Source organism: Pseudomonas sp. P5_B3 (genome assembly GCF_056400405.1).
Genome location: NZ_JBFULI010000055.1, coordinates 17,455 through 38,265 on the forward strand (window position 1 = coordinate 17,455; position 20,811 = coordinate 38,265).

Consider the following 20,811-nt stretch of genomic DNA (forward strand, 5'->3'; position numbering starts at 1 on the left):
ATCGTCGGAACGCCGCCCGGAGCAAGCTCGCTCCCACACTGGATCTGTGTCGTGCACAAAATCTGCGGTCGCCCGCTCCCACATTGGGGCGACTCAAGCCGCGCTGGCGGCAAATTTTTCGTAGTAAAAGTTGGCAGGCGCGATGCCCTGTTCGCGGATGAACTGGCTGACGGCCTCGACCATCGGCGGCGGGCCGCACAGGTAGACGTCGACGTCGCCATCGTTCAAATGCTTTGGCTCGATGTGCTGGGTCACGTAGCCCTTGAGCGGGTGCCGGCTCTCGGGGCTGGCGACGCAAGCGCTGAAGGTGAAGTTGGGGATGCGCGCGGCAAAGGCTTCGAGGCGGTCGATTTCCACCAAGTCGAAATCGTGGGTCACGCCGTAGATCAGATGCAGCGGATGATCGCTGCCCTGCTCGGCGATCCTCTCCAGCATCGCGGTGAACGGCGCCAGCCCGGTGCCACCGGCCAGCAGCAAGAGCGGCCGACGGATGTCCCGCAGGTAGAAGCTGCCCAAGGGGCCAGCCAGGCTCATGCTGTCGCCGGCCTTGGCCATGCCGGTCAGGAAGCTGCTCATCAGGCCGCCGGGTACGTTGCGGATCAGGAAACTGACCTCACCGTCGCGCTGCAACGAACTGAAGGAATAGGCGCGGGTCTGCTCGCTGCCGGGAATCCCCAGGTTCACGTACTGCCCCGGCAGGAACGCCAGTTTGCTCAAGGCCTCGCCCTTGATCGACAGCGCGATGGTGCTGTCGGACAACTGGCGCACGGCGCTGATGGTCGCCTCAAAACTGGCCTGACGGGTGCGGCAGACCTCCGAGGAGGTCGGCACCCGCACCACGCAATCGCTTTGGGCGCGCATCTGGCAGGTCAGGACAAAACCCTGCTCGGCCTCTTCAGGGCTGAGGGCGTCTTCGATGTATTCCTCACCAAGATCGTAAGTGCCGGCTTCGGCAAAACATTTGCAGGTACCGCAGGCACCGTCGCGGCAGTCCAGCGGAATATTGATGCCCTGGCGGTACGCGGCATCGGCCACGGTTTCGCCGGCATTTGCGTCGATGAATCGGGTGACGCCGTCTTCAAAGTTGAATGCAATGGAATGGGTCATGACGGCCGCCTCACAGGTGGTAAACATCGATGACCTGACGAACGTAGTCGTTCTTCAGGATCACTTTCTTGGCCTTGATCAACGGGTTTTCACCGCGCACGTCGAGGGTGTAGAAACTGCTGCCGAAATAGCTGTCGACGGTTTTGTAGCGAAAGCTCAGGGTGTGCCAGTTGAAGCGCACCTTGCACAATCCGTCAGCCTGTTCAAGCAGCTCGATGTTGCTGATGTTGTGGGAGGTGCGGGTGTCCGGCACGCTGGCGCTGGAGCGCTCGGTCTTGATGCGGAAGATGCGGTCTTCCAGGCCCGTGCGGTTGCCGTACCAGATCAGCGAGATTTCCCGCTGTGGGTCCTCGGTCAATTCGTCATTGTCGTCCCAGGACGGCATCCAGTACGTCGCGTCCGGGGCATACAGTTCCAGCCATTCGTCCCACTGCCGATCGTCGAGGTAGCGCGCTTCGCGGTAGAGAAAATCACGCACGCTGTCGTAGGTGATGGTCATTGCACGTCCTCCACGGCGATCAGTTCCGATTGCTCATCAGCCAGGGCCTTGAGCATGGTCTGCTGCCAGTACTTGTGTTGCAGCACGAACAGACCTTCGTCTTCGGTGCGTACGCCACTGAGCAACGGGTGCAGGTCAATCTCTTTGGCGGCCTCGTCAGCGCCTTCGATCCAGTGCTCGGCACCACGGGACATGTCGTTCCAGGTGGTGACGCTGCCCTGATAGCTGGTCTGGCAGGAGCGGAATTCTTCCAGGTCGTCCGGAGTGGCCATGCCGCTGACGTTGAAGAAGTCCTCGTACTGACGAATCCGGCTGGAACGGGCGTGGTCGCTCTCGCCCTTGGGGGCGATGCAGTAAATGGTGATTTCCGTGCGGTTGACCGAGATCGGCCGGGCGATGCGGATCTGCGAGCTGAACTGGTCCATCAGGTACACGTTGGGGTAAAGGCACAAATTGCGCGAGTTCTCGATCATCCAGTCGGCGCGGGCCTTGCCGAAGTCTTGCGCCAGTTCGTCGCGACGCTCGTACAGCGGACGGTCCTCGGGGTTGGCCCAGCGGGTCCAGAGCAGCATGTGGCCCTTGTCGAAGGAATAGAAACCACCACCCTGCTTGGCCCAGCTGCCGGCGCTCATGGTCGGATTGCTGTCGCCGGCCTCGCGCTGCTTGCGCTGATTCTGGGTAGCCGCGTAGTTCCAGTGCACGGAGCTGACGTGGTAGCCGTCGGCGCCGTTTTCGGCGGTGAGTTTCCAGTTGCCTTCGTAGATGTAGCTCGAAGAACCACGCAGCACTTCCAGGCCATCAGGCGACTGATCGACGATCATGTCGATGATCTTCGCCGACTCGCCCAGGTGCTCGACCAGTGGCAGCACATCGGCCTTGAGGCTGCCGAACAGGAAGCCGCGATAGGACTCGAAACGCGCGACGCGGGTCAGGTCGTGGGAGCCTTCGCAGTTGAAGCTCGCCGGGTAGCCGGCGTTGGCCGGATCCTTGACCTTTAGCAGCTTGCCGGAGTTGTTGAAGGTCCAGCCGTGGAACGGGCAGGTGTAGGAGCTCTTGTTGCCGGACTTGTGCCGGCACAGGGTCGCGCCGCGGTGGCTGCAGGCATTGATGAAGGCGTTGAGTACACCGTCCTTGTTGCGTGCGATGAAGATCGACTGGCGCCCCATGGTGGTGGTGTAGAAATCGTTGATATTGGGAATCTGGCTTTCGTGTGCCAGGTAGAGCCAGTTGCCCTCGAAGATGTGCTGCATCTCCAGATCGAACAACCGGGGGTCGGTGAACATCTCGCGCTTGCAGCGATAGAGGCCCTGCTCGGGATCGTCTTCAAGCAGGGAATGCAAATATTCGGGTCGCAGGGACATGGCCGCCGCCTCCATTGTTATTGTTCAGGCAGGGCCATGCTAGGACGGGGGGTCAGGCTGGAGTATCCGCGGGGTGCAGACCTTTATCCGTTTTGTGCAGTCACTGGTGGTGTGTCAGGCGCCATCAATGGTGAATGTACCGGCCCCATCGCGAGCAAGCTCGCTCCCACAGTGATTTCGGTTGAACGCAAATTTTGCATCCAGCCAATAACACTGTGGGAGCGAGCTTGCTCGCGATGGGGCCAGACCAGACAACATCAAACTTGAAAGCTCAATGCCGGCGCTTGAGGGTATCGGACGGCAACTCGCCGAACTGCTTGCGGTAGCTGTCGGAGAACCGGCCAAGGTGCAGGAAGCCGTAGTCCATCGCCACTTCGGTGACGTTGCGCACGTTGCAGGTCGGGTCGCGCAAGCAGGCGTTGATGCGTTGCAGGCGTTTCTGGCGCTGGTAGTTTTTTGGCGTGACGCCGGCATTGCGCTCGAACAGTCCGTACAAGGAACGCAGGCTCATGTGCGCCTGGCGCGCCAGTGCTTCGCTGTCGATGTCCTGCTTGAGGTTATTGGCGATGTAATCGGCAATCGCCTCGAACGTGGCCGTCTGCGAGCCCAGTTCGAGGCGGCAGACATTGGTTTTCATCAGGCTGAGCATCTTGCTGACGATGATCTGCGTGTAATGCTCCTGCACCCTGGGGATCTGCTCGGTGGATTCGGCCTCCTGGCAGATCATCGCCAACAGGTTGACGAAACCTTCCAGTTCATTGAGCTGATAACGGTTTTCCAGAAACCGCACGCCCTGCCCCGGATAGCGCCAGCGCTGCTCATCGCAGACCGATTCAAACAAGCGGGTCGGGACTTTGAGGATGAATTTTTCGCAATCGGCGGAGTACGTCAGGTCCACCGGATCATCGGGATTGATCAACAGCAGCTCGCCGGGGGCGAAGTAATGTTCCTGGCCGTGGCCACGCCACAGGCAATTGCCGCGCAGCAGCACTTGCAGGTGATAAATGCTGTCCAGCGCACCGGACGTCACGCGCACACTGGCACCGTAACTGATGCGGCACAGGTCGAGGCTGGCGAACTTGCGATGATCGAGGCTGGCCAGCGGACTGCCGGCGCGGGGCATGAGAATGCAGTGGTTGCCGACGTGCTGATTGACGTAGCCCGATACCGCATAAGGGTCGGCATGGTCGAACACTCTGCTGCGCTGGCTCAACAGTTGAGCTTGCATCATCGGGTCACTCTCATTGTTGTTATAGGTTGCGTCGGGCCATTCTAGAACAGTGCGTCTGTGGCTTGAGACATTCCAGACCGTTAACCAAAACCCCTTGTGGGAGCGAGCTTGCTCGCGATTGCGGCCTACCATTCAACATCTATGTTGACTGGCACTCCGCAATCGCGAGCAAGCTCGCTCCCACAGGGTGGTGATCCCACAGGGTCGTGCGATCAGTCCTCGAGTGCGCGGACCCGCTCGTGGCGTTGCTGCTCTTCAGGCTGGGCAGACGACTGCAAGGTGAAGTCGAACTCGATTTCGGCAAAGCGACCGCTCACACCATGGGCCGCCGCGCGCTGCTGATCGTCACTGAAGGTGATTTTGGCGATCAATTCGTCGCGGGTGGCGTAGGCGAAATCGTCATGCAGGTACTGATCGCCGTCGAGGTTGATCTGGGTGGTCAGGTGGCGATGATCCGGCGCGGAAATGAAGAAGTGCACGTGCGCCGGGCGCTGACCATGACGACCCAGTTGATCGAGCAGTTGCTGGGTCGGACCGTCCGGTGGGCAGCCGTAGCCCGAGGGCACGATGCTACGGAAACGGTAGCGACCTTCGGCGTCGGTCACGATGCGGCGACGCAGGTTGAATTCCGACTGCGTGGTATCGAAGTACGAGTAGGTGCCACCGGTGTTGGCGTGCCAGACGTCTACCACGGCGCCAGCCAGGGGTTCGCCAGCGGTGTTGAACACGCGGCCCTGCATGAACAGGGTCACGCCCGGATCGACGCCATCGTCGAGGCGCGCTTCGCCCTCGGACAGCGGCGCACCGGCCACGTACAGCGGGCCTTCGATGGTGCGCGGCGTGCCGCCGGACTTGCCGGCCTGTTCGTCTTCGGCGTCCATCAACAGGTCGAGGTAATGTTCCAGCCCGACACCGGCCACCAGCAGCCCCGCTTCCTGGCGCGCACCCAGCACGTTGAGGTAGTTGACGGCTTTCCAGAACTCTTCCGGGGTCACGGCCAGGTCTTCGATGATGTTCACCGAATCACGCAGGATGCGGTACACCAGCGCCTTGGTCCGTGGGTTACCGGCGTCGTTGAGCAGGCCGCTGGCTTCTTCGAGAAATTTCTGGACTTCGGCAGTGTGGGAAATCTTGACGTTCATTCTGGGTTCCTCATCTTGTAATTATTAGCGTAGCGCGCTGAACAGGCTGGGCTCAGCGGTCATCGTCACGGATGGAAGAAGGATGCCGGCACATCGCGTCGATCTCGATGGCCATGTACGGAAACAGTGGCAATTGCATCAGCAGGTCATGCAGTTCCTGAACGCTGTCGACATCGAACACGCTGTAGTTGGCGTAGTGCCCGGCGATGCGCCACAGGTGGCGCCACTTGCCCTGCTCCTGCAGGCGCTGGGCCAGGGCTTTTTCGTCAGCCTTCAATTTGGCCGCCGCTTCGGGATTCATGTCGACCGGCAGGTTCACGGTCATTTTTACGTGGAACAGCATAATGCTCTCCTCAGGCTTGATGAATGGCGGTGGATGTCTTGTCGCGGCGGAAGAACGCCAGGCGCTCTTCATCCAGGCTCAGGCCCAGACCCGGGGTGTTCGGCACATGCAGTTCAAAATCGCGATAGACCAGCGGTTCTCTGAGAACGTCTTCGGTCAGCAGCAGCGGGCCGAACAGTTCGGTGTCCCACGCCAGCTTGTTCAGGGTGACGAAGGCATGAGCCGAGGCCATGGTACCCAGGCCACCTTCAAGCATGGTGCCGCCGTACAGGGCGATGCCGGCCGCTTCGGCGATGGAGGCGGTGCGCAGTACGGCACGTGGGCCACCGTTCTTGGCGATCTTCAGGGCAAATACCGAAGCGGCACCTTCGCGGGCCAGGTTGAACGCATCTTCCACGCATTCGATGGATTCGTCGGCCATGATCGGCGCCGGGCTCATGGCATTCAGGCGGGCCATGCCGGCGCGGTTGTTGCGCGAGATCGGCTGTTCGATCAGGTCGATGCCGTTGGTTCCGAGGATCCGGCAGGCACGAATCGCGACGGCTTCGTCCCATGCCTGGTTGACGTCGACCCGCACACTGGCGCGGTCACCCAGGGCTTTTTTGATGGCGATAACGTGGGCCAGATCGCGATTGACCTCACCGGCACCGATCTTCAGTTTGAAGATGCGGTGGCGGCGCAGGTCGAGCATTTTTTCCGCTTCGGCGATGTCTTTTGCGGTGTCGCCGCTGGCCAGGGTCCAGGCCACGGGCAGCGCGTCGCGAACCCGGCCGCCAAGCAATTCGCTGACCGGCAGGCCGAGGCGTTTGCCCTGGGCGTCGAGCAGCGCGGTTTCGATACCGGATTTGGCGAAGGTGTTGCCACGGATGCTGCGCTCCAGGCGCAACATGGCGGCATTGACGTTGCCGCTGTCCTGGCCCATCAACAACGGTACGAAGTGCGTGTCGATGTTGGTCTTGATGCTGTCCGGGCTTTCATTGCCGTAGGCCAGGCCACCGATGGTGGTGGATTCGCCGATGCCTTCGATGCCGTCGGCGCAACGCACGCGGATGATCACCAGGGTCTGGTTCTGCATGGTGTGCATCGCCAGCTTGTGCGGGCGGATGGTCGGCAGATCGACGATGATCGTCTCGATCGACTCAATGGCTGTTGCAAGCATTTCGATACCCGTCAGGTTCTTGGAGTTCTGGAATCGATTCTCGTACGGCTTTTTTCGCGATGCCAATATAGAATTGGTCTGACTTGATACCTTAAAGGTATGCAACTGATCAGCATCTGGAGGCTCCATGGAACTGCGTCACCTGCGTTATTTCCAGGTATTGGCTCAATCCCTCAACTTCACCCGCGCCGCAGAGCTGTTGCACATCGCCCAACCGCCCCTGAGCCGGCAGATCCAGCAACTGGAGGACGAACTGGGGGTGATGCTGTTGGAGCGCGGCCGACCGCTGAAGTTGACCGACGCCGGGCGGTTTTTCCATGAGCACTCCACCGCCCTGCTCGAACAACTGAACAAGGTCTGCGACAACACGCGGCGTATCGGGTTGGGTGAAAAGACCTGGCTGGGTATCGGTTTTGCGCCGTCGACGCTGTACGGCGTGCTGCCGGAACTGATCCGCCGCTTGCGCAGCGGTGAGCCACTGGAGCTCGAGCTGGGGCTGTCGGAAATGACCACGTTGCAACAGGTGCAGGCGCTCAAGGCCGGGCGCATCGACATCGGTTTCGGCCGGATCCGCATCGACGACCCGGCCATCGTCCAGACCGTGCTCACCGAAGACCGCCTGGTCGCCGCCCTGCCCGCCGGGCATCCGCTGCTCGCCGGTCCCATCAGCCTGCGGGAACTGGCCAAGGAACCCTTTGTGCTGTACCCCGGCAACCCACGGCCGAGTTACGCCGACCATGTGATTGCCCTGTTCGAGTCCTATGGCGTGCGCATCCACGTCGCGCAATGGACCAACGAGCTGCAAACGGCGATCGGTCTGGTGGGGGCAGGCATCGGGGTCACACTGGTGCCGGCCTCGGTGCAATTGCTGCACCGCGACGACATCGGTTTCACGCCATTGCTGGAAGACAACGCCACCTCGCCGATCATTCTCAGCCGACGGGTGGGCGATGTGTCGCCAGGGTTGAACCATTGTTTGCGGATGATTGATGAGCTGTTGCCACCGGCGATTTAAGGCAATAAATACCTGTGGCGAGGGAGCTTGCTCCGCAGGGGCGCGCAGTTGCCCATCTGCACGTTTTCTAATGGGCGTTTGCGCCCCAGATCCAGTTCCAGAACCCCGGCAACTCGACCGGCTGCGAATCGTCGCGCACGGTTCGCGCCATGGCCGCGCGCTGCAACGCGGACTGATCGTCGTAAAACGGCTTGTCGGCGGTTTTCACCCCGGTCTCCCGGGCGCTGTCGAGCAGGATCTGCAGGTATTCGCGGGTATGCCGGGCGGTATAGCGGTTGAGGTCGTGGAAGGTCACCACCACCGGAATGACCCCATCGACCACCGGCAATTCGCCGCGGGCAATGCGTTCGCGAACTTCAGACATCGAGCGCAGCATGTGCGAGCGCCGCCGGGGGCTGGCGTTGAAGCCCCAGATCTTGCCGTCATTGGCGCTCAAGTCGGTGAGCAGCACGTGCAGGCCATGCCGCTGATAGGCGGCGAAGGTGCGTTTGTCGTAGTTCCAGAATGGCGGGCGCAGCAGAACTGGCGGGGCACCGGTAATCGCGGCGATGTCGGCGCTGCCATCGGTCAGGGACTGTTCCAGCTCCTGGGGCTCCAGCGAGCGATGATTGGTGTGCCAGGGCGTGGCGGTGTGGAAGCCCAGGATATGACCTTCGGCGTGTTCGCGGCGCATGATGTCCCGACCCAACTCGCTACCGCCGGCTCGCGGCGCACGGGTTTGCACGAAGAACACGGCTTTGATGCCCGGTTGCAGCGGGTTTTGCGCCAGGCTCTCGAGCACCGTGACGGTCGGATTCCACCAGCTCGATGCACTGGGACCGTCATCGAAGGTCAACAGAAAGCGGATGGGGGGTTGTGCACTCAGACGCTGTTCGGTCTGCGGGGTCATTTCGATGGGCGCCGCAATGCACCCCAGCAGACCTACTGCCAAGGCGCACACCGTTAAACACTTGAACAACTGTTTCATCTTTTGCCTTGGGTCAGACCATCACGGTCGCTGCTTCAACTGGCAGGAATCCTTCGCCCGTTCATCCGTCGCTGGCCCGCATCGAGACGGCGGGCCGAGGTTGGATAAGGTACACAGAGTTTGGTTCCAGTGCTTGCCAAGCCCGTTTCGTCGCCACCAACTAAACTGAAAAAAATGCTCAACCAGGGTGTCAGGCCATGTGCGGACGACTGTCGCAATACCGTGGAATCCACGACTTCGTGGCGGTGCTGAGCATCCCCGACGCGCTGATCAACCGCGTCGGTAACGAACCCTTGGCGCACTACAACGCCGCGCCCACCACGCCACTCGCCCTGCTGCATCTGGAGAACGAGCGGCTTCATGCCGACTTGGTGCGCTGGGGTTGGCGACCGCACTGGGCGACGGATCGCACGGAGCCGGTCAATGCCCGGGTCGAAAAAGTCGCCCACGGTCCGTACTTCCGGGCGATCTGGCCCCATCGCGCGATCTGCCCGATTGATAACTGGTTCGAATGGGTCGACGCCGGTGACGGTAACAAACAGCCGTGGTTGATCCGGCGACGGAACCGGGCTCCGGTTTTCTGTGCGGCGATCGGCCAGTACCCCATCGGCGGAGCCCCTCACAGAGAGCACGACGGTTTCGTGATCCTGACGGCCGACAGCGCAGGCGGCATGCTTGACGTGCATGACCGACGACCGGTGGTGTTCTCACCCGAGCTGGCGCGGGAATGGCTGGACCCGGCCACGCCCAAGGAACGAGCCGAGGAAATGGCGTTATCCCAGGGCGAGGTCAGTGATGTATTTGAGTGGTACAAGGTCGACARGGCCGTTGGCAATGTCAGGAACCAGGGCGCCGCGCTGATTAAAGAAATTCCATGAACCTGTCAATAACGACAAAGCCCCGCTCAATGGCGGGGCTTTGTCGTATTCGCGTGCCGGTCAGAACTTGCGGTCAGGCTCTGACAGTTCCTTACCGTCGTCAGGATGCTTCCAGTCCGGTATCGAACGTTTCTGCTGCTCAATCTCTTCTTCCGTGGGTTCGTCCTCGTCTTCTTCCAGGTCCGGTTGCTTGGGTTCATTGGCCATGTTCACCTCGCTTCCTGAAGGGATCGGTCATCAACTTAAGCTTAGATCAGTTCCCCTGCCCCGCTCAAAGCCACCAGCGCAACAAAAAGAAGAAGCCCATGCTCAACAGCATGCTGAGCAACGTATTGCGCGTGTAAACCACCAGCCCGACCGCCACCAGCGAGCTGATCAGATAGGGATTGTCCCAGTGCAGGTTCAGCTGTTTTTCCGGCATGAACACAATCGGCCCACAGATCGCGGTCAACATGCCCGGCACGGCAAACCCGAGAAACTGCCGGGCATTGCTGCTCAAGCGCACCGGCAATCGCGGTTCCAGAAAAACATAGCGGTTGAGGAACACCAACACGCCCATTCCGACAATCACTGCCCAGACCATCATGTGCGTCCACCGTAGAATTTATTGCAGACAAACCCCGCGGTCATCCCCGCCAGCCCCGAGAGCACCAGCGCCGAGCCCCATTGCCAGTAGCTGAACAGCACCGAACAGAACAGCGACACCGCCACGCACACCACGGTCGGCACGTTGCGCACCACCGGGGTGATCAGGGCAATGAAGGTGGCCGCGATGGAGAAATCCAGGCCCAGGTGCTCAAGGCCGGGAATGCTGCTGCCAAGCACAATCCCCGCCAGGGTGAACAGGTTCCAGGCGATGTAGAACGTCAGGCCCACGCCCAGGGCGTACCAGCGGTTGAACTGCTGTTTGTCGTGCTGGCTGGTCAAGGCGAACAACTCGTCGGTGAGCAAAAAACCCAGGCCCGCGCGCCAGCGCCCCGGTAAAGGAGCAATCACCGAGCGCATGCTCATGCCGTAAAGCAGATGCTGGGAGGTCAGCAGCAACGTGGTCAGCAAGATCGAAAAAATCCCGGCACCGCCCTTGAGCATGCCAATGGCCACCAGTTGCGCGGCGCCGGCAAACACAATGCCCGACAAACCCTGACCTTGCAGGGGTGTGAGGTTGGCTTCGATGGCCATGGATCCGGCCAGCAAGCCCCAGGGCGCGGTGGCCAGGGACAACGGCATGATCGCCGCAGCGCCGCGTAAAAAGGCACTGCGGGGCATGAGTGAGTTGGACATAACGTTCTACAGACAGGGAAAGACCCCGGACTGTGCCAGCAGTCGCGGCCCAAGGCTTGAACAATCTTGCTCAATGATACGACTGTGTGCCATTCATCGGCTGCCCGCTTGATTCAGCAAAGTGGTAACAACATGATGGCGCTGCATTTTCATCGAGGCAGGCCCTTCATGAGTTCAGTGGATACCGACAGCGACGTTTATAAAACCCTGCTTGAGTCGACCCGGGCGATTCCCTGGCGCATCGACTGGAAAACCATGACGTTCAGCTACATCGGACCACAGATCGAAGAATTGCTGGGCTGGAAGCAGGACAGTTGGGCGTCGGTCAACGACTGGGTCGAGCGCATGCACCCGGATGATCGCGACTACGTGATGGACTTCTGCGTCTCGCAATCGCGCGCCGGTATCGATCACGAAGCCGACTATCGCGCACTCACCGAAAGCGGCGAGTACGTGTGGATCCGCGATGTGGTGCACGTCGTGCGCAAGGGCGGTGAAGTCGAGGCGCTGGTGGGCTTCATGTTCGATATCAGCGAGCGCAAGAAAACCGAAGAACACCTGATCCGCCTGCAAAAGCAGCTTGAAGAGTATTCCTTCCAGGACGGCCTGACCGGCATCGCCAACCGGCGCATGTTCGACACCGTGCTGGAACGCGAGTGGAACCACGCCCAGCGCACCGGCCTGCCATTGTCGGTGCTGGTGCTGGATATCGATTACTTCAAGCAATACAACGACCATTACGGCCACATCAAGGGCGACGAATGCCTGCGCCGCGTGGCCCAGACCTTGTCCCTGGCGGCGAACCGGCCACGGGATTTCATTGCGCGGATCGGCGGTGAAGAGTTTGTCTGGCTGCTGCCGGAAACCGATGCCGAGTCCGCGCGGATGGTGGCGCACAAATGCCTGCACCTGATTCGCCAGCAGCAGATTCCCCATGAGTTTTCCAGGGTGTCGAACTTGCTGAGCGTCAGCCTCGGTGTCGGCACCACCGGCGTTTCAGTGCATGCCACGGCGCTGGAGTTCATCGAACAGGTCGATCAGCTGCTCTACAAGGCCAAGCACAATGGCCGGATGCGCGCGGAGTTCGCTGATTTTCGTGGTTGACAAACGGCGCTCCGGCTTTTAAAACTGGGCGCCTCACTCAGGGTGTAAGCAAGTATGTCCGCAACCTTCAACCTCAACACTTCCGTCATTGGCTTGATTGCCAAGGCGCAAGGTTGCGTTGCGCACGCCCTCAAATCGAAGAAACAGTCGCTCATGTGACCGGGGCGCGCTGTCCCGTCAGATGAGCTGACAGGACATTGAGCGCGACGGACCACCCTCCCCTTGCTTACTCTCCTTCCATGCCCCTGACGGTGACGAAATCGGTCAACCATCAGGAGAAAGTGCATGTCTGCGTTTCAAGGTATCTGGGTTCCACTGGTCACACCGTTCCACAACGGCGCCATCGATTTCGCCGGCTTGCGGCGGCTGGTCAGCCATTTGCTGGAAAAAGGTGTCGACGGCCTCATCGTTTGCGGCACCACCGGCGAACCGGCGGCGATGGGCAAACATGAGCAACTGGCGGTGCTGGATGCCGTGCTGGAGCTGGCGCCGGCGCAACGGGTGGTCATGGGCCTGGCCGGAAACAACCTGACCGAGTTGTTGCAATTCCAGAGCGAGATCCTCGAGCGCCCGGTGGCTGGCCTGCTGGTGCCGGCGCCGTATTACATCCGACCGTCCCAGGCCGGCCTCGAAGCGTTTTTCCGCACGGTCGCCGATGCCTCCAGTGTTCCGCTGATTCTCTACGACATCCCTTACCGTACCGGCGTGGCCTTCGAACAGGCGACCCTGCTCAACATCGTCGCCCACGAGCGCATCGTCGCCATCAAGGATTGCGGCGGTAATTTTTCGAACACCCTCGCCTTGCTCAACAGCGGCCATGTCGACGTGCTGTGCGGCGAAGACAACCAGATCTTCAACGCCCTGTGCCTGGGTGCCAAAGGCGCGATTGCCGCGTCGGCGCATGTCCATCCCGAACTGTTCGTGCAATTGCACCGGCAGATCCGCGACAACCAATTGGCTGAAGGCCGCGCCACGTTTTTCCGATTGCTGGCGCTGATCAACAGCCTGTTCCTGGAGCCCAACCCGGCCCCGGTAAAAACCGCACTCGCCCTGCAAGGCTTGATCGGTGACGAACTGCGCGCACCGATGCAGCGCAGCAGTGAATCGATGACCGAGCGTTTGAAAGGCGTGCTCAGCGCATTGGGCCGCGACAATCGATAGAGCGCCCGCCGCCGGCCCGAGTACCATGGAGCGATTCGATCAGCCTTCAGGGGCACCGACATGCTGTACCGAATCGCCGCCGACGGGCTGATGCTGTTTCACCTGTCGTTCATTGTGTTCGTGTTGTTCGGCGGGTTGCTGGTACTCAAATGGCGCCACCTGATCTGGTGGCACCCGCCCGCTGCGCTGTGGGGTATGGCGGTGGAATTCTTCCACCTGCCCTGCCCGCTGACCGACTGGGAAAACCGCATGCGTCATGGAGCCGGGCAAACCGGCTATGGCGGTGGATTCATCGAGCATTACGTTTGGCCGGTGATTTACCCGGCAGGCCTGACGCCCGGCATTCAGTTGGGATTGGGCGCTGTGGTACTGGTACTCAACGTACTGGTTTATCTTCGAGTGATCAGAAAGTGGAAGTGCCCCTGAAAGATCGCAGCCTGCGGCAACCCCTTTTCCAGAGCAAAGAGTTGAATCGGGCGAGTAGTTTGTAGGAACTGACTTACTCGAAAAATGGAAAAGGAGCTGAAAACGCAGGAACAGTCCGACTTAACAATCTATCTACAACCGTCAATAGTACCCCCTATTAAAAAAGCTTAAACCGCAATGGGGGCATCATGAATCGCACCACACCGTCAGTCACTGGCGACGCTTCGACATTCGATCGATTACGAGCTGTCTGGAAAGAAATCCTCGGCCACCAGGCCATCTCGGCCGACAGCGATTTTTTTGAATGCGGCGCGACTTCCCTATCGGTCACGATGCTGCTTGGCAGAATTGCCAACCTGTTCAATGTTGACCTGACACCCAAAGATATTTTCGACCATCCGACACTGGCTCAGCAGACGGGCTTGCTCAACGGCAGCGCCCGCGAAGGTAGTGAAAACAACCTATTGCTGGACGCCCATGCCTGGCGCAAGCGAGAAGGTGAAGATACGCCCGGACTGGCTCAACGCGAGGTCCTTGAAAAGCCCCCCGAAACCCCGGCCTATCTGGAAAATGTGGTGATGGCGTTTTACATTCGAGGCGAGTGTTCAGTGGCCAGGGTTCGCGAAGCCTTCGGCGCCGTACTTGAACAGCAACCGGCGTTACGTTGCAGTTTCGGGTTCAACTCACAAGGCCAGTGGCGTCGCTCACAACACGCCCTTGATAAGTTCCCGTTGCCTTTTCACCTGATAAACCTGGCGCTTGAAAGCGATATCAGTCGAACCGTGACCGATCTGATCGCTGAAGAAACATTGACCGCTTTTGACCTGGGACATCCACCGTTGATTCGGGCAACCTACCTTGAATGCCAAGGGACGGATGACGTGCTGATCATCACCGCCCATCACATAGCATTCGATGGCTGGTCAGGTGCAGTACTGATGGACCAGCTTTGCGCGCACTATCAGTCATTACTCGCTACCGGCRTGCCTGACAAAGCCAAATACTGCCTGCAATACGCAGACTATACCGATGCCCAACATCAACGTCTGGCTGAAAACCTGCTGGGTAAACATAGCGATTTTTGGCAAGAGACACTGAAACAATTACCCGAACCCTTTCCACTGCGCGGCGCTGTTGAGCGGCCTCGGCAATTTACTTATCGCAGTGCCGTTCTACCGCTCAATCTGGATGTGCAATACCCCGCAATCGCGCAATTGTGCAGCCGAACGGGCTTGAGCCTTTATACCGTTATCCTCACTGCGTTTCTGGTTTCTCTCGCCAGAAACACAGGCACGACCGACCTCTACGTACGCTCTCCGGTGGCTAACCGGACCGACGCGGCCCTGGAGCCGGTAGTGGGGTATTTTGTTCACCCCATGGTGATTCGCCCCCGGCTTTGTGAATGGTCGTCTTCTCTGCGGCTGCTGGAGCAGGTCAATCATTGTGTGTTGGATGCCTATGGCCACGCCATGCTGCCGCCGCATATTTTTGAGGCGCACTGTTCGCCCCGCGCTGTCGCTTACGGCTCCCGATTTCCCTATTGGTATAACCACCATAACTATCCCTCGCGGCAGCGCCAATTAGGCACATCACAGCTCCACGGTATCGGGGTTCCGTCCAGCGGGATCAAGACCGATGTTTCGCTTAACACACTACGTACCGAAAGCGGATTGGTCGGCAGTCTTTCCTACTACCGTGACGCCATTCCTGAAGATTGTGTGCAAAGCCTGCTGGTCAGCTTCAAGCAGGCATTGGACGAGTTACTTGCCATCGGAAAGTAATTGCAAGTAGTGGTGCAGTGTTAAGGCACACTCTTTACAGGAGGCGATCATTGTGATCGGTCAACTCACTGAAACACCTGAAAACAGCGATACATCGTTACTTCTGCATTTAGATGAACTGCCTGAGCTTGTAGAGAAGACAGCGAAATTCAGTGGCCGCTGCGAGGTTGTCCGGCAACTGGAGGAGCGCTTCGATGCGTTGCTGTTCGATCGCCGCCGCTACCGTTTACAACTGACGCCGGCGGGTGAACTGCTGGTCAGCGAAGCGGCGCGGCTGATGCAGGACCCTCAGTTGGCAATCACGCTCATGTTCCGCCCACTGGCCTTGGCCACGTACAGCGCCTTGTCTGCCGCACCAAACAAGTCTTCGGGGCGGACCTGGGAATCGGCATTGCTGGCACACACGCCGACGCTGACAGTCACGGTACCTTGCGGGCTGTCACTATGAGCAATTTCGGCCTGTAGCACCGCGCGGCGGATTTTCTCCGCCACCAGAAATGCCCCCACGTAATCGGAGCCAGGCAGCACCACGGCGAACTCTTCGCCACCATAACGGGCGGCCAGGTCACCGGGGCGCTTGATGTTGTCCGTGATGATCGCACTGACCTTGCGCAAACACTCATCACCGGCCAGGTGGCCGTAGCGGTCGTTGAACGGTTTGAAATGATCGACATCGATCATCAGCAGCGCCAACCCGGCCTGGCTGCGTCGGGCGCGCCCCATTTCGGCATCGATGAAAGCGTCGAGCTGACGCCGGTTGGCCAACCCCGTCAGCCCGTCCTTGAGGGCCAGGCCCTCGAGGTTGCGATTGACCTCCAGAAGCTTGTCCTGGGTGTCCAGCAACTCGACCTGCACCAGATTCTGCTGCTTCATCAGCTTGATAAGCCGCAACCCCAGTACCCCGAGAAAACTCAGCAACAGCGTGACGATGCAGACGCTGAGCAGGGTTTCCCGGCGCCAACCGGCAAGCACTTCATCCTTGTTCAGCGCGGTAAAAACGATCAGCGGATAATCCTCGACCCGGCGGTACCCTATCACCCGCTCGACACCATCGACAATCGACCTGATCGTGGCCGTACCCGTGTCGCCCTTGGGCAACAACTGAGTGAACAATGGGCTCTTGGCGAGGCTGGAGCCGATATCCGTCTCCTTGAAGGGTCTGCGGATGACAATGCTGGAATTGTCGGCGATCAGGTTGATCACGCCATTACTGCCCATGTCGATGCTGTCGTAGAGTTGCAGGAAATGGCTGAGGTAAATCGTCGCCAGCGCCACGCCGGCAAAGCTGCCATCGGGATGATTGACCCGGCGCGAAACCGTCATGATCCATTCACCGGTTGAACGGCTCTTGATCGACGGCCCGATGTGCGGCCCGCGGCTGGGGTTGTCGCGATGGAAGATGAAGTATTCGCGGTCGGAATTGTTGACGCCGGTCTGGCCGGCGCCATTGGAGTTGGCGATCCACTGCCCTTTTTCGTCGTAAACGAACAGGCCGTGGAGCTGGCTCAACTCACGGCGCTGGACGTTGAGCAATTTTGGCAGCCGGGATTGATCCACTCCTTCGTGCTCCAGACGATCGACCAGGGTGAACAGCAGCGTGTCGGCCTGCTTGATCGTTGCCTGCGCTTGCGAGGCCAGGCTCTGCGCAAGGTTGGACATCTCCACTTCCTTGTCATGCAGCAGGTACTGGCGTGAACTCCAGACCTCCCAGATCACGATAGCCATCATCGACAGGCACACCGCCGCCAGCAGGATCACCGCCGAACGGAGTTTGAGTCGGGGCACGGCTGGCCGGAGCATTTCAATAGGATCGTTGATCGACGGATGTCGCATGGTGCTCCCTGATTGTCTGTGACAGGGCGAGTCTTCCTGATCGCCGCTTTAGCTCACTATGCCTGCTACAGGCCTGCAATGATGTTAGCGCGTCGCCTGCTTTACCGCCTCCAGCCACGCCGGATCAAGCCACGTCTGCCCGGGATCGATGCCCAGCGCTTGCATCCGCGCCTTATGTTGGTCCATTTCGTGGATCAACTGGCCATGGTCGCTTGAGTTACCATCGAGCTGATGCATCTGGTTCAACCCCAGATGGTAGAAACGCAACAGCTTCATGGCAACCGGATCACCCTGTTCCACGGCCGCCGTTACATGATGCATGACATTGGTGATGCTCATCAGGCTACGCTTGAGCTGCCAACTGTAGACCGCCGGCGCCATCCATGCCTGGCGCCAGAATACTTTGCGCATCAGCGCCGCCATCGCCAGCACGGCCACAAACACGCCACCGACGTTGAAGCGCAGATTTTCGCCCCCCGGCGTGCCGAACAGAGCCACCGCCGCCGTGGACAGAATCATCGCCAGCGCCAGAAAGATCAGGGCAATGATGACCGTGCTGCGCCGCGTCTGTTGCCGGTAGGTGTCGGCGTTCATCGGCTGGATTTCGAACATTGCGTCGGGTTTCCTGAGCTTCAATGGTAAAAAGGGGTCCGGGACAAAAAGACAGCAGGCCATTATCGCCTCTGCGAGGGATTTAGCTATGCTGGGGCTTCTTTTCATCTGTTCATCGTCAGCGGGGGACATGGCGAGACCATGCAGTTCGTGCCATCTTCTTTCATGAATACACATTATTCGGATGTCATTCGTGGTTGCTGTGTGAATGACATCGTTTTAAGGATCATTGAATGACCCAACGCCAAGTTATCGACGCCTCCGTCAGCCCCAAAGGCAGCCTGGAAACGCTCTCGCAGCGGGAAGTCCAGCAATTGAGCGAAGCCGGTTCCGGCAGCACCTACACCCTCTTCCGCCAGTGCGCCCTGGCCATCCTCAACACTGGCGCCCATGTCGACAACGCCAAGACCATTCTTGAAGCCTATAAAGATTTTGAAATCCGCATTCACCAGCAGGACCGCGGCGTACGCCTGGAACTGCTGAACGCCCCGGCCGACGCCTTCGTTGACGGCGAAATGATCGCCAGCACCCGGGAAATGCTGTTCAGCGCCCTGCGTGACATCGTCTACACCGAAAACGAACTCGACAGCCAACGCATCGACCTGAGCAACTCCCAGGGCATCAGCGACTACGTCTTCCACCTGCTGCGCAACGCCCGCACCCTGCGTCCCGGTGTCGAACCGAAGATCGTGGTGTGCTGGGGCGGGCATTCGATCAACACCGAAGAATACAAATACACCAAGAAAGTCGGCCATGAACTGGGCCTGCGCAGCCTGGACATCTGCACCGGTTGCGGCCCCGGCGTGATGAAAGGCCCGATGAAAGGCGCAACCATCGCCCACGCCAAGCAACGCATCCACGGCGGTCGCTACCTGGGCCTGACCGAACCCGGGATCATCGCCGCCGAAGCGCCGAACCCGATCGTCAACGAACTGGTGATCCTGCCGGACATCGAAAAACGCCTGGAAGCCTTCGTCCGCGTCGGCCACGGCATCATCATCTTCCCGGGCGGTGCCGGGACGGCCGAAGAGTTCCTGTACCTGCTCGGCATCCTGATGCACCCGGACAATAAAGGGCTGCCCTTCCCGGTCGTCCTCACCGGGCCGAAACATGCCGCGCCGTACCTGGAACAACTGGACGCGTTCGTCGGCGCCACCCTGGGCGACGCCGCCAAGCGGCTCTATCAGATCATCATCGATGACCCGGCCGAAGTGGCGCGCCAGATGACCCAGGGCCTCAAAGCGGTCAAGCAATTCCGTCGCGAGCGCAACGATGCGTTTCACTTCAACTGGCTGCTGAAAATCGACGAAGGCTTCCAGCGCCCGTTCGACCCGACCCACGAAAACATGGCCAACCTGAAGCTGAGCCTCGACCTGCCGTCCCACGAACTGGCGGCCAACCTGCGCCGCGCGTTCTCCGGCATCGTCGCCGGCAACGTCAAGGACAAGGGCATCCGCCTGATCGAAGAGCACGGGCCGTACCAGATCCGTGGCGACGCGGCGATCATGCAGCCGCTGGACCTGCTGCTCAAAGCCTTCGTCGCCCAGCACCGCATGAAACTGCCGGGTGGGGCGGCGTATGTGCCGTGTTATCGAGTGGTGGCGTAGCCAATCTGGTCCACACGCTGTGGTGAGGGGAGCTTGCCCTCTCACCACAATGGATCACCACATCCTGACAAACACAAATTCCTGTGGCGAGGAAGCAAGCTCCCTCGCCACATTGGTGGTGTGAGCCAGAGGACTATTCGTCGGCTGTCGGACCGTCATCGCGAGCAAGCTGAACTGGCCTAATGATTTTGGACACTTCAATCGGGCGCTATGATGGCGCCCAAATCTGAGGTGTTTTGGCTATGCGTAAATCTTATTCCAGTGAGTTCAAACTCAAGGCGGCGAGCATGGTGCTGGACGAGGGACAGTCGGTTCCCGAGGTCTGCGCCAGCCTGGATATCGGTCCTACGGCCCTGCGCCGCTGGGTCGACCAGGTTCGGAAGGAACGTTTGGGCTCGACTCCGGTGGGCGCTAAGGAGATCATTCACGTTGATCGATGAGCTGGACGAGCAGTACGGCGTTAACAATTGCTGTCGGGCGTTCGGCGTCAACCGCAGCAGCTTTTATGCCTGGCGTCAGCGCCAAGGCAAGGTCAAACCTGAGCGGGAGAAACTCAAAGCCGTGCTGGTCGAACATCACAAGGAATCCAGATCATCTGCTGGTTCGCGCACTTTGGCCAAGGAGCTGCAAGCCAAGGGACACCGTGTCGGGCGGCATATGGCTCGCAGCCTGATGCGCGAAGCGGGCGTTGCCAGTCGTCAGCGCCGGCGGCACAAGTACAAATCTTCCGGCGTGGAAGCACTGGTGGCGCCGCATGTGCTAAAGCGCAAGTTTGATGTTACAGCGGTCAATCAGGTGTGGTGTGGCGATGTGACGTACATCAAGGTCGGCACGCGCTGGCTGTACTTTGCGGCAGTTCTGGATCTGTTCGCTCGCCGGATTGTCGGCTGGTCGTTTTCGATGATTTCCGATGCCACGCTGACCTGCGAAGCGTTGCGCATGGCGGTCGAGCTCCGAGGCCGACCAAAAGAGGTGCTGTTTCATTCTGATCAAGGCTGCCAATACACCAGCCATAAATTCAGAAATGAGATGCGCAAGCATGGACTTTTGCAAAGCATGAGTCGCAAAGGTGAGTGCTGGGATAACGCCCCGATGGAGCGTTTCTTTGGGAGCCTTAAATCAGAGTGGGTGCCAGAAGATGGCTACAACTCTGAGCATGAAGCCCGCATAGACGTGCAACGCTACGTGATGCGTTACAACAACGTCAGGCTCCATAGCTACAACGGCTATCGTTCACCGGTAGCTATGGAAAAACTGGCGGCATGAAAACCGTAACTGGTGTCCAAAATTAGTTGACCAGTTCA

General features: G+C 59.7%; 22 protein-coding genes and 1 pseudogene. 10 read left to right on the forward strand and 13 right to left on the reverse strand.

Annotated elements, in window-relative coordinates; genetic code table 11:
- Positions 1–93 precede the first annotated feature (93 nt).
- The 7 genes from benC to AC1DRN_RS24840 form a co-directional block, all read right to left on the reverse strand.
- The gene (gene benC / locus AC1DRN_RS24810) at positions 94–1,107 is read right to left on the reverse strand and encodes a benzoate 1,2-dioxygenase electron transfer component BenC (protein ID WP_223463152.1); all 1,014 of its coding nucleotides are present in this window, start codon (positions 1,105–1,107) and stop codon (positions 94–96) included.
- A 10-nt stretch (positions 1,108–1,117) separates the two neighbouring features.
- The gene (gene benB / locus AC1DRN_RS24815) at positions 1,118–1,606 is read right to left on the reverse strand and encodes a benzoate 1,2-dioxygenase small subunit (RefSeq protein WP_108218028.1); all 489 of its coding nucleotides are present in this window, start codon (positions 1,604–1,606) and stop codon (positions 1,118–1,120) included.
- On the reverse strand, positions 1,603–2,967 hold the full coding sequence (gene benA / locus AC1DRN_RS24820) for a benzoate 1,2-dioxygenase large subunit (RefSeq protein ID WP_223463153.1): 1,365 nt from the start codon (positions 2,965–2,967) through the stop codon (positions 1,603–1,605). The genes benB and benA overlap by 4 nt, the downstream gene beginning before the upstream one ends.
- A gap of 271 nt (positions 2,968–3,238) precedes the next feature.
- Positions 3,239–4,198 (reverse strand): AraC family transcriptional regulator, encoded by a 960-nt coding sequence (locus tag AC1DRN_RS24825; RefSeq protein ID WP_317851135.1) that lies wholly within the window; start codon positions 4,196–4,198, stop codon positions 3,239–3,241.
- A gap of 212 nt (positions 4,199–4,410) precedes the next feature.
- Positions 4,411–5,340: a catechol 1,2-dioxygenase gene (gene catA, locus AC1DRN_RS24830; RefSeq protein WP_223463154.1), complete on the reverse strand. Its 930-nt coding sequence runs from the start codon at positions 5,338–5,340 to the stop codon at positions 4,411–4,413.
- 52 nt (positions 5,341–5,392) lie between these two features.
- Positions 5,393–5,683 (reverse strand): muconolactone Delta-isomerase, encoded by a 291-nt coding sequence (catC, locus tag AC1DRN_RS24835; protein WP_008053771.1) that lies wholly within the window; start codon positions 5,681–5,683, stop codon positions 5,393–5,395.
- A 10-nt stretch (positions 5,684–5,693) separates the two neighbouring features.
- The gene (locus AC1DRN_RS24840; protein ID WP_223463155.1) at positions 5,694–6,842 is read right to left on the reverse strand and encodes a muconate cycloisomerase family protein; all 1,149 of its coding nucleotides are present in this window, start codon (positions 6,840–6,842) and stop codon (positions 5,694–5,696) included.
- Positions 6,843–6,969: 127 nt separating this feature from the next.
- On the opposite strand from AC1DRN_RS24840, the gene AC1DRN_RS24845 reads away from it, so the two are divergent.
- Positions 6,970–7,857, forward strand: a complete 888-nt coding sequence (locus tag AC1DRN_RS24845) for a LysR family transcriptional regulator (RefSeq protein ID WP_223463156.1) — start codon at positions 6,970–6,972, stop codon at positions 7,855–7,857.
- Between the two features lie 67 nt (positions 7,858–7,924).
- Here the strand turns inward: AC1DRN_RS24845 and AC1DRN_RS24850 are convergent, their stop codons facing one another.
- Positions 7,925–8,824: a polysaccharide deacetylase family protein gene (locus tag AC1DRN_RS24850; RefSeq protein ID WP_223463157.1), complete on the reverse strand. Its 900-nt coding sequence runs from the start codon at positions 8,822–8,824 to the stop codon at positions 7,925–7,927.
- 197 nt (positions 8,825–9,021) lie between these two features.
- Here AC1DRN_RS24850 and AC1DRN_RS24855 point away from each other — a divergent pair, with 197 nt between their 5' ends.
- Positions 9,022–9,702 carry an SOS response-associated peptidase family protein gene (locus tag AC1DRN_RS24855; RefSeq protein ID WP_477786829.1) on the forward strand — a complete coding sequence of 227 codons (681 nt, stop codon included), beginning with the start codon at positions 9,022–9,024 and terminating at the stop codon, positions 9,700–9,702.
- A gap of 60 nt (positions 9,703–9,762) precedes the next feature.
- On the opposite strand, the gene AC1DRN_RS24860 is transcribed toward AC1DRN_RS24855, so the two are convergent.
- The 3 genes from AC1DRN_RS24860 to AC1DRN_RS24870 all read right to left on the reverse strand — a co-directional run bounded on the left by AC1DRN_RS24860 (position 9,763) and on the right by AC1DRN_RS24870 (position 10,983).
- Positions 9,763–9,909 carry a hypothetical protein gene (locus AC1DRN_RS24860; RefSeq protein WP_177336464.1) on the reverse strand — a complete coding sequence of 49 codons (147 nt, stop codon included), beginning with the start codon at positions 9,907–9,909 and terminating at the stop codon, positions 9,763–9,765.
- Positions 9,910–9,973: 64 nt separating this feature from the next.
- The gene (locus AC1DRN_RS24865; protein ID WP_223463168.1) at positions 9,974–10,285 is read right to left on the reverse strand and encodes an AzlD domain-containing protein; all 312 of its coding nucleotides are present in this window, start codon (positions 10,283–10,285) and stop codon (positions 9,974–9,976) included.
- Positions 10,285–10,983: an AzlC family ABC transporter permease gene (locus tag AC1DRN_RS24870; protein WP_223463159.1), complete on the reverse strand. Its 699-nt coding sequence runs from the start codon at positions 10,981–10,983 to the stop codon at positions 10,285–10,287. Before AC1DRN_RS24870 ends, AC1DRN_RS24865 begins: the two co-directional genes overlap by 1 nt.
- 168 nt (positions 10,984–11,151) lie before the next feature.
- Between AC1DRN_RS24870 and AC1DRN_RS24875 the strand changes: the two genes are divergently transcribed.
- The 5 genes and pseudogenes from AC1DRN_RS24875 to AC1DRN_RS24895 form a co-directional block, all read left to right on the forward strand.
- Positions 11,152–12,087, forward strand: coding sequence for a sensor domain-containing diguanylate cyclase (locus AC1DRN_RS24875; protein ID WP_223463160.1), 936 nt, complete (start codon positions 11,152–11,154; stop codon positions 12,085–12,087).
- A gap of 285 nt (positions 12,088–12,372) precedes the next feature.
- The gene (gene dapA / locus AC1DRN_RS24880; RefSeq protein WP_223463161.1) at positions 12,373–13,248 is read left to right on the forward strand and encodes a 4-hydroxy-tetrahydrodipicolinate synthase; all 876 of its coding nucleotides are present in this window, start codon (positions 12,373–12,375) and stop codon (positions 13,246–13,248) included.
- Between the two features lie 60 nt (positions 13,249–13,308).
- Complete coding sequence (locus tag AC1DRN_RS24885) at positions 13,309–13,674, forward strand: DUF2784 domain-containing protein (RefSeq protein WP_223463162.1); 366 nt, start codon at positions 13,309–13,311, stop codon at positions 13,672–13,674.
- Between the two features lie 188 nt (positions 13,675–13,862).
- A complete protein-coding gene (locus tag AC1DRN_RS24890; RefSeq protein WP_477786830.1) occupies positions 13,863–15,455 on the forward strand; it encodes a condensation domain-containing protein in 1,593 nt (530 codons plus the stop codon).
- Between the two features lie 46 nt (positions 15,456–15,501).
- Positions 15,502–15,741: pseudogene (locus tag AC1DRN_RS24895) on the forward strand (hypothetical protein); the annotation flags it as partial.
- 2 nt (positions 15,742–15,743) lie between these two features.
- On the opposite strand, the gene AC1DRN_RS24900 reads toward AC1DRN_RS24895, so the two are convergent.
- On the reverse strand, positions 15,744–17,288 hold the full coding sequence (locus AC1DRN_RS24900; RefSeq protein ID WP_223463164.1) for a sensor domain-containing diguanylate cyclase: 1,545 nt from the start codon (positions 17,286–17,288) through the stop codon (positions 15,744–15,746).
- Positions 17,289–17,372: 84 nt separating this feature from the next.
- Positions 17,373–17,900: a DUF3087 family protein gene (locus AC1DRN_RS24905; RefSeq protein ID WP_223463165.1), complete on the reverse strand. Its 528-nt coding sequence runs from the start codon at positions 17,898–17,900 to the stop codon at positions 17,373–17,375.
- A gap of 233 nt (positions 17,901–18,133) precedes the next feature.
- Between AC1DRN_RS24905 and ppnN the strand changes: the two genes are divergently transcribed.
- From ppnN to AC1DRN_RS24920, 3 genes are all read left to right on the forward strand, one after another.
- Positions 18,134–19,507 (forward strand): nucleotide 5'-monophosphate nucleosidase PpnN, encoded by a 1,374-nt coding sequence (gene ppnN / locus AC1DRN_RS24910; protein ID WP_223463166.1) that lies wholly within the window; start codon positions 18,134–18,136, stop codon positions 19,505–19,507.
- Between the two features lie 242 nt (positions 19,508–19,749).
- Entirely contained in the window at positions 19,750–19,947 is a 198-nt protein-coding gene (locus AC1DRN_RS24915; RefSeq protein ID WP_477786831.1) for a transposase, read from the forward strand.
- Entirely contained in the window at positions 19,937–20,773 is an 837-nt protein-coding gene (locus AC1DRN_RS24920) for an IS3 family transposase (RefSeq protein WP_223464022.1), read from the forward strand. The genes AC1DRN_RS24915 and AC1DRN_RS24920 overlap by 11 nt, the downstream gene beginning before the upstream one ends.
- Positions 20,774–20,811: the final 38 nt, after the last annotated feature.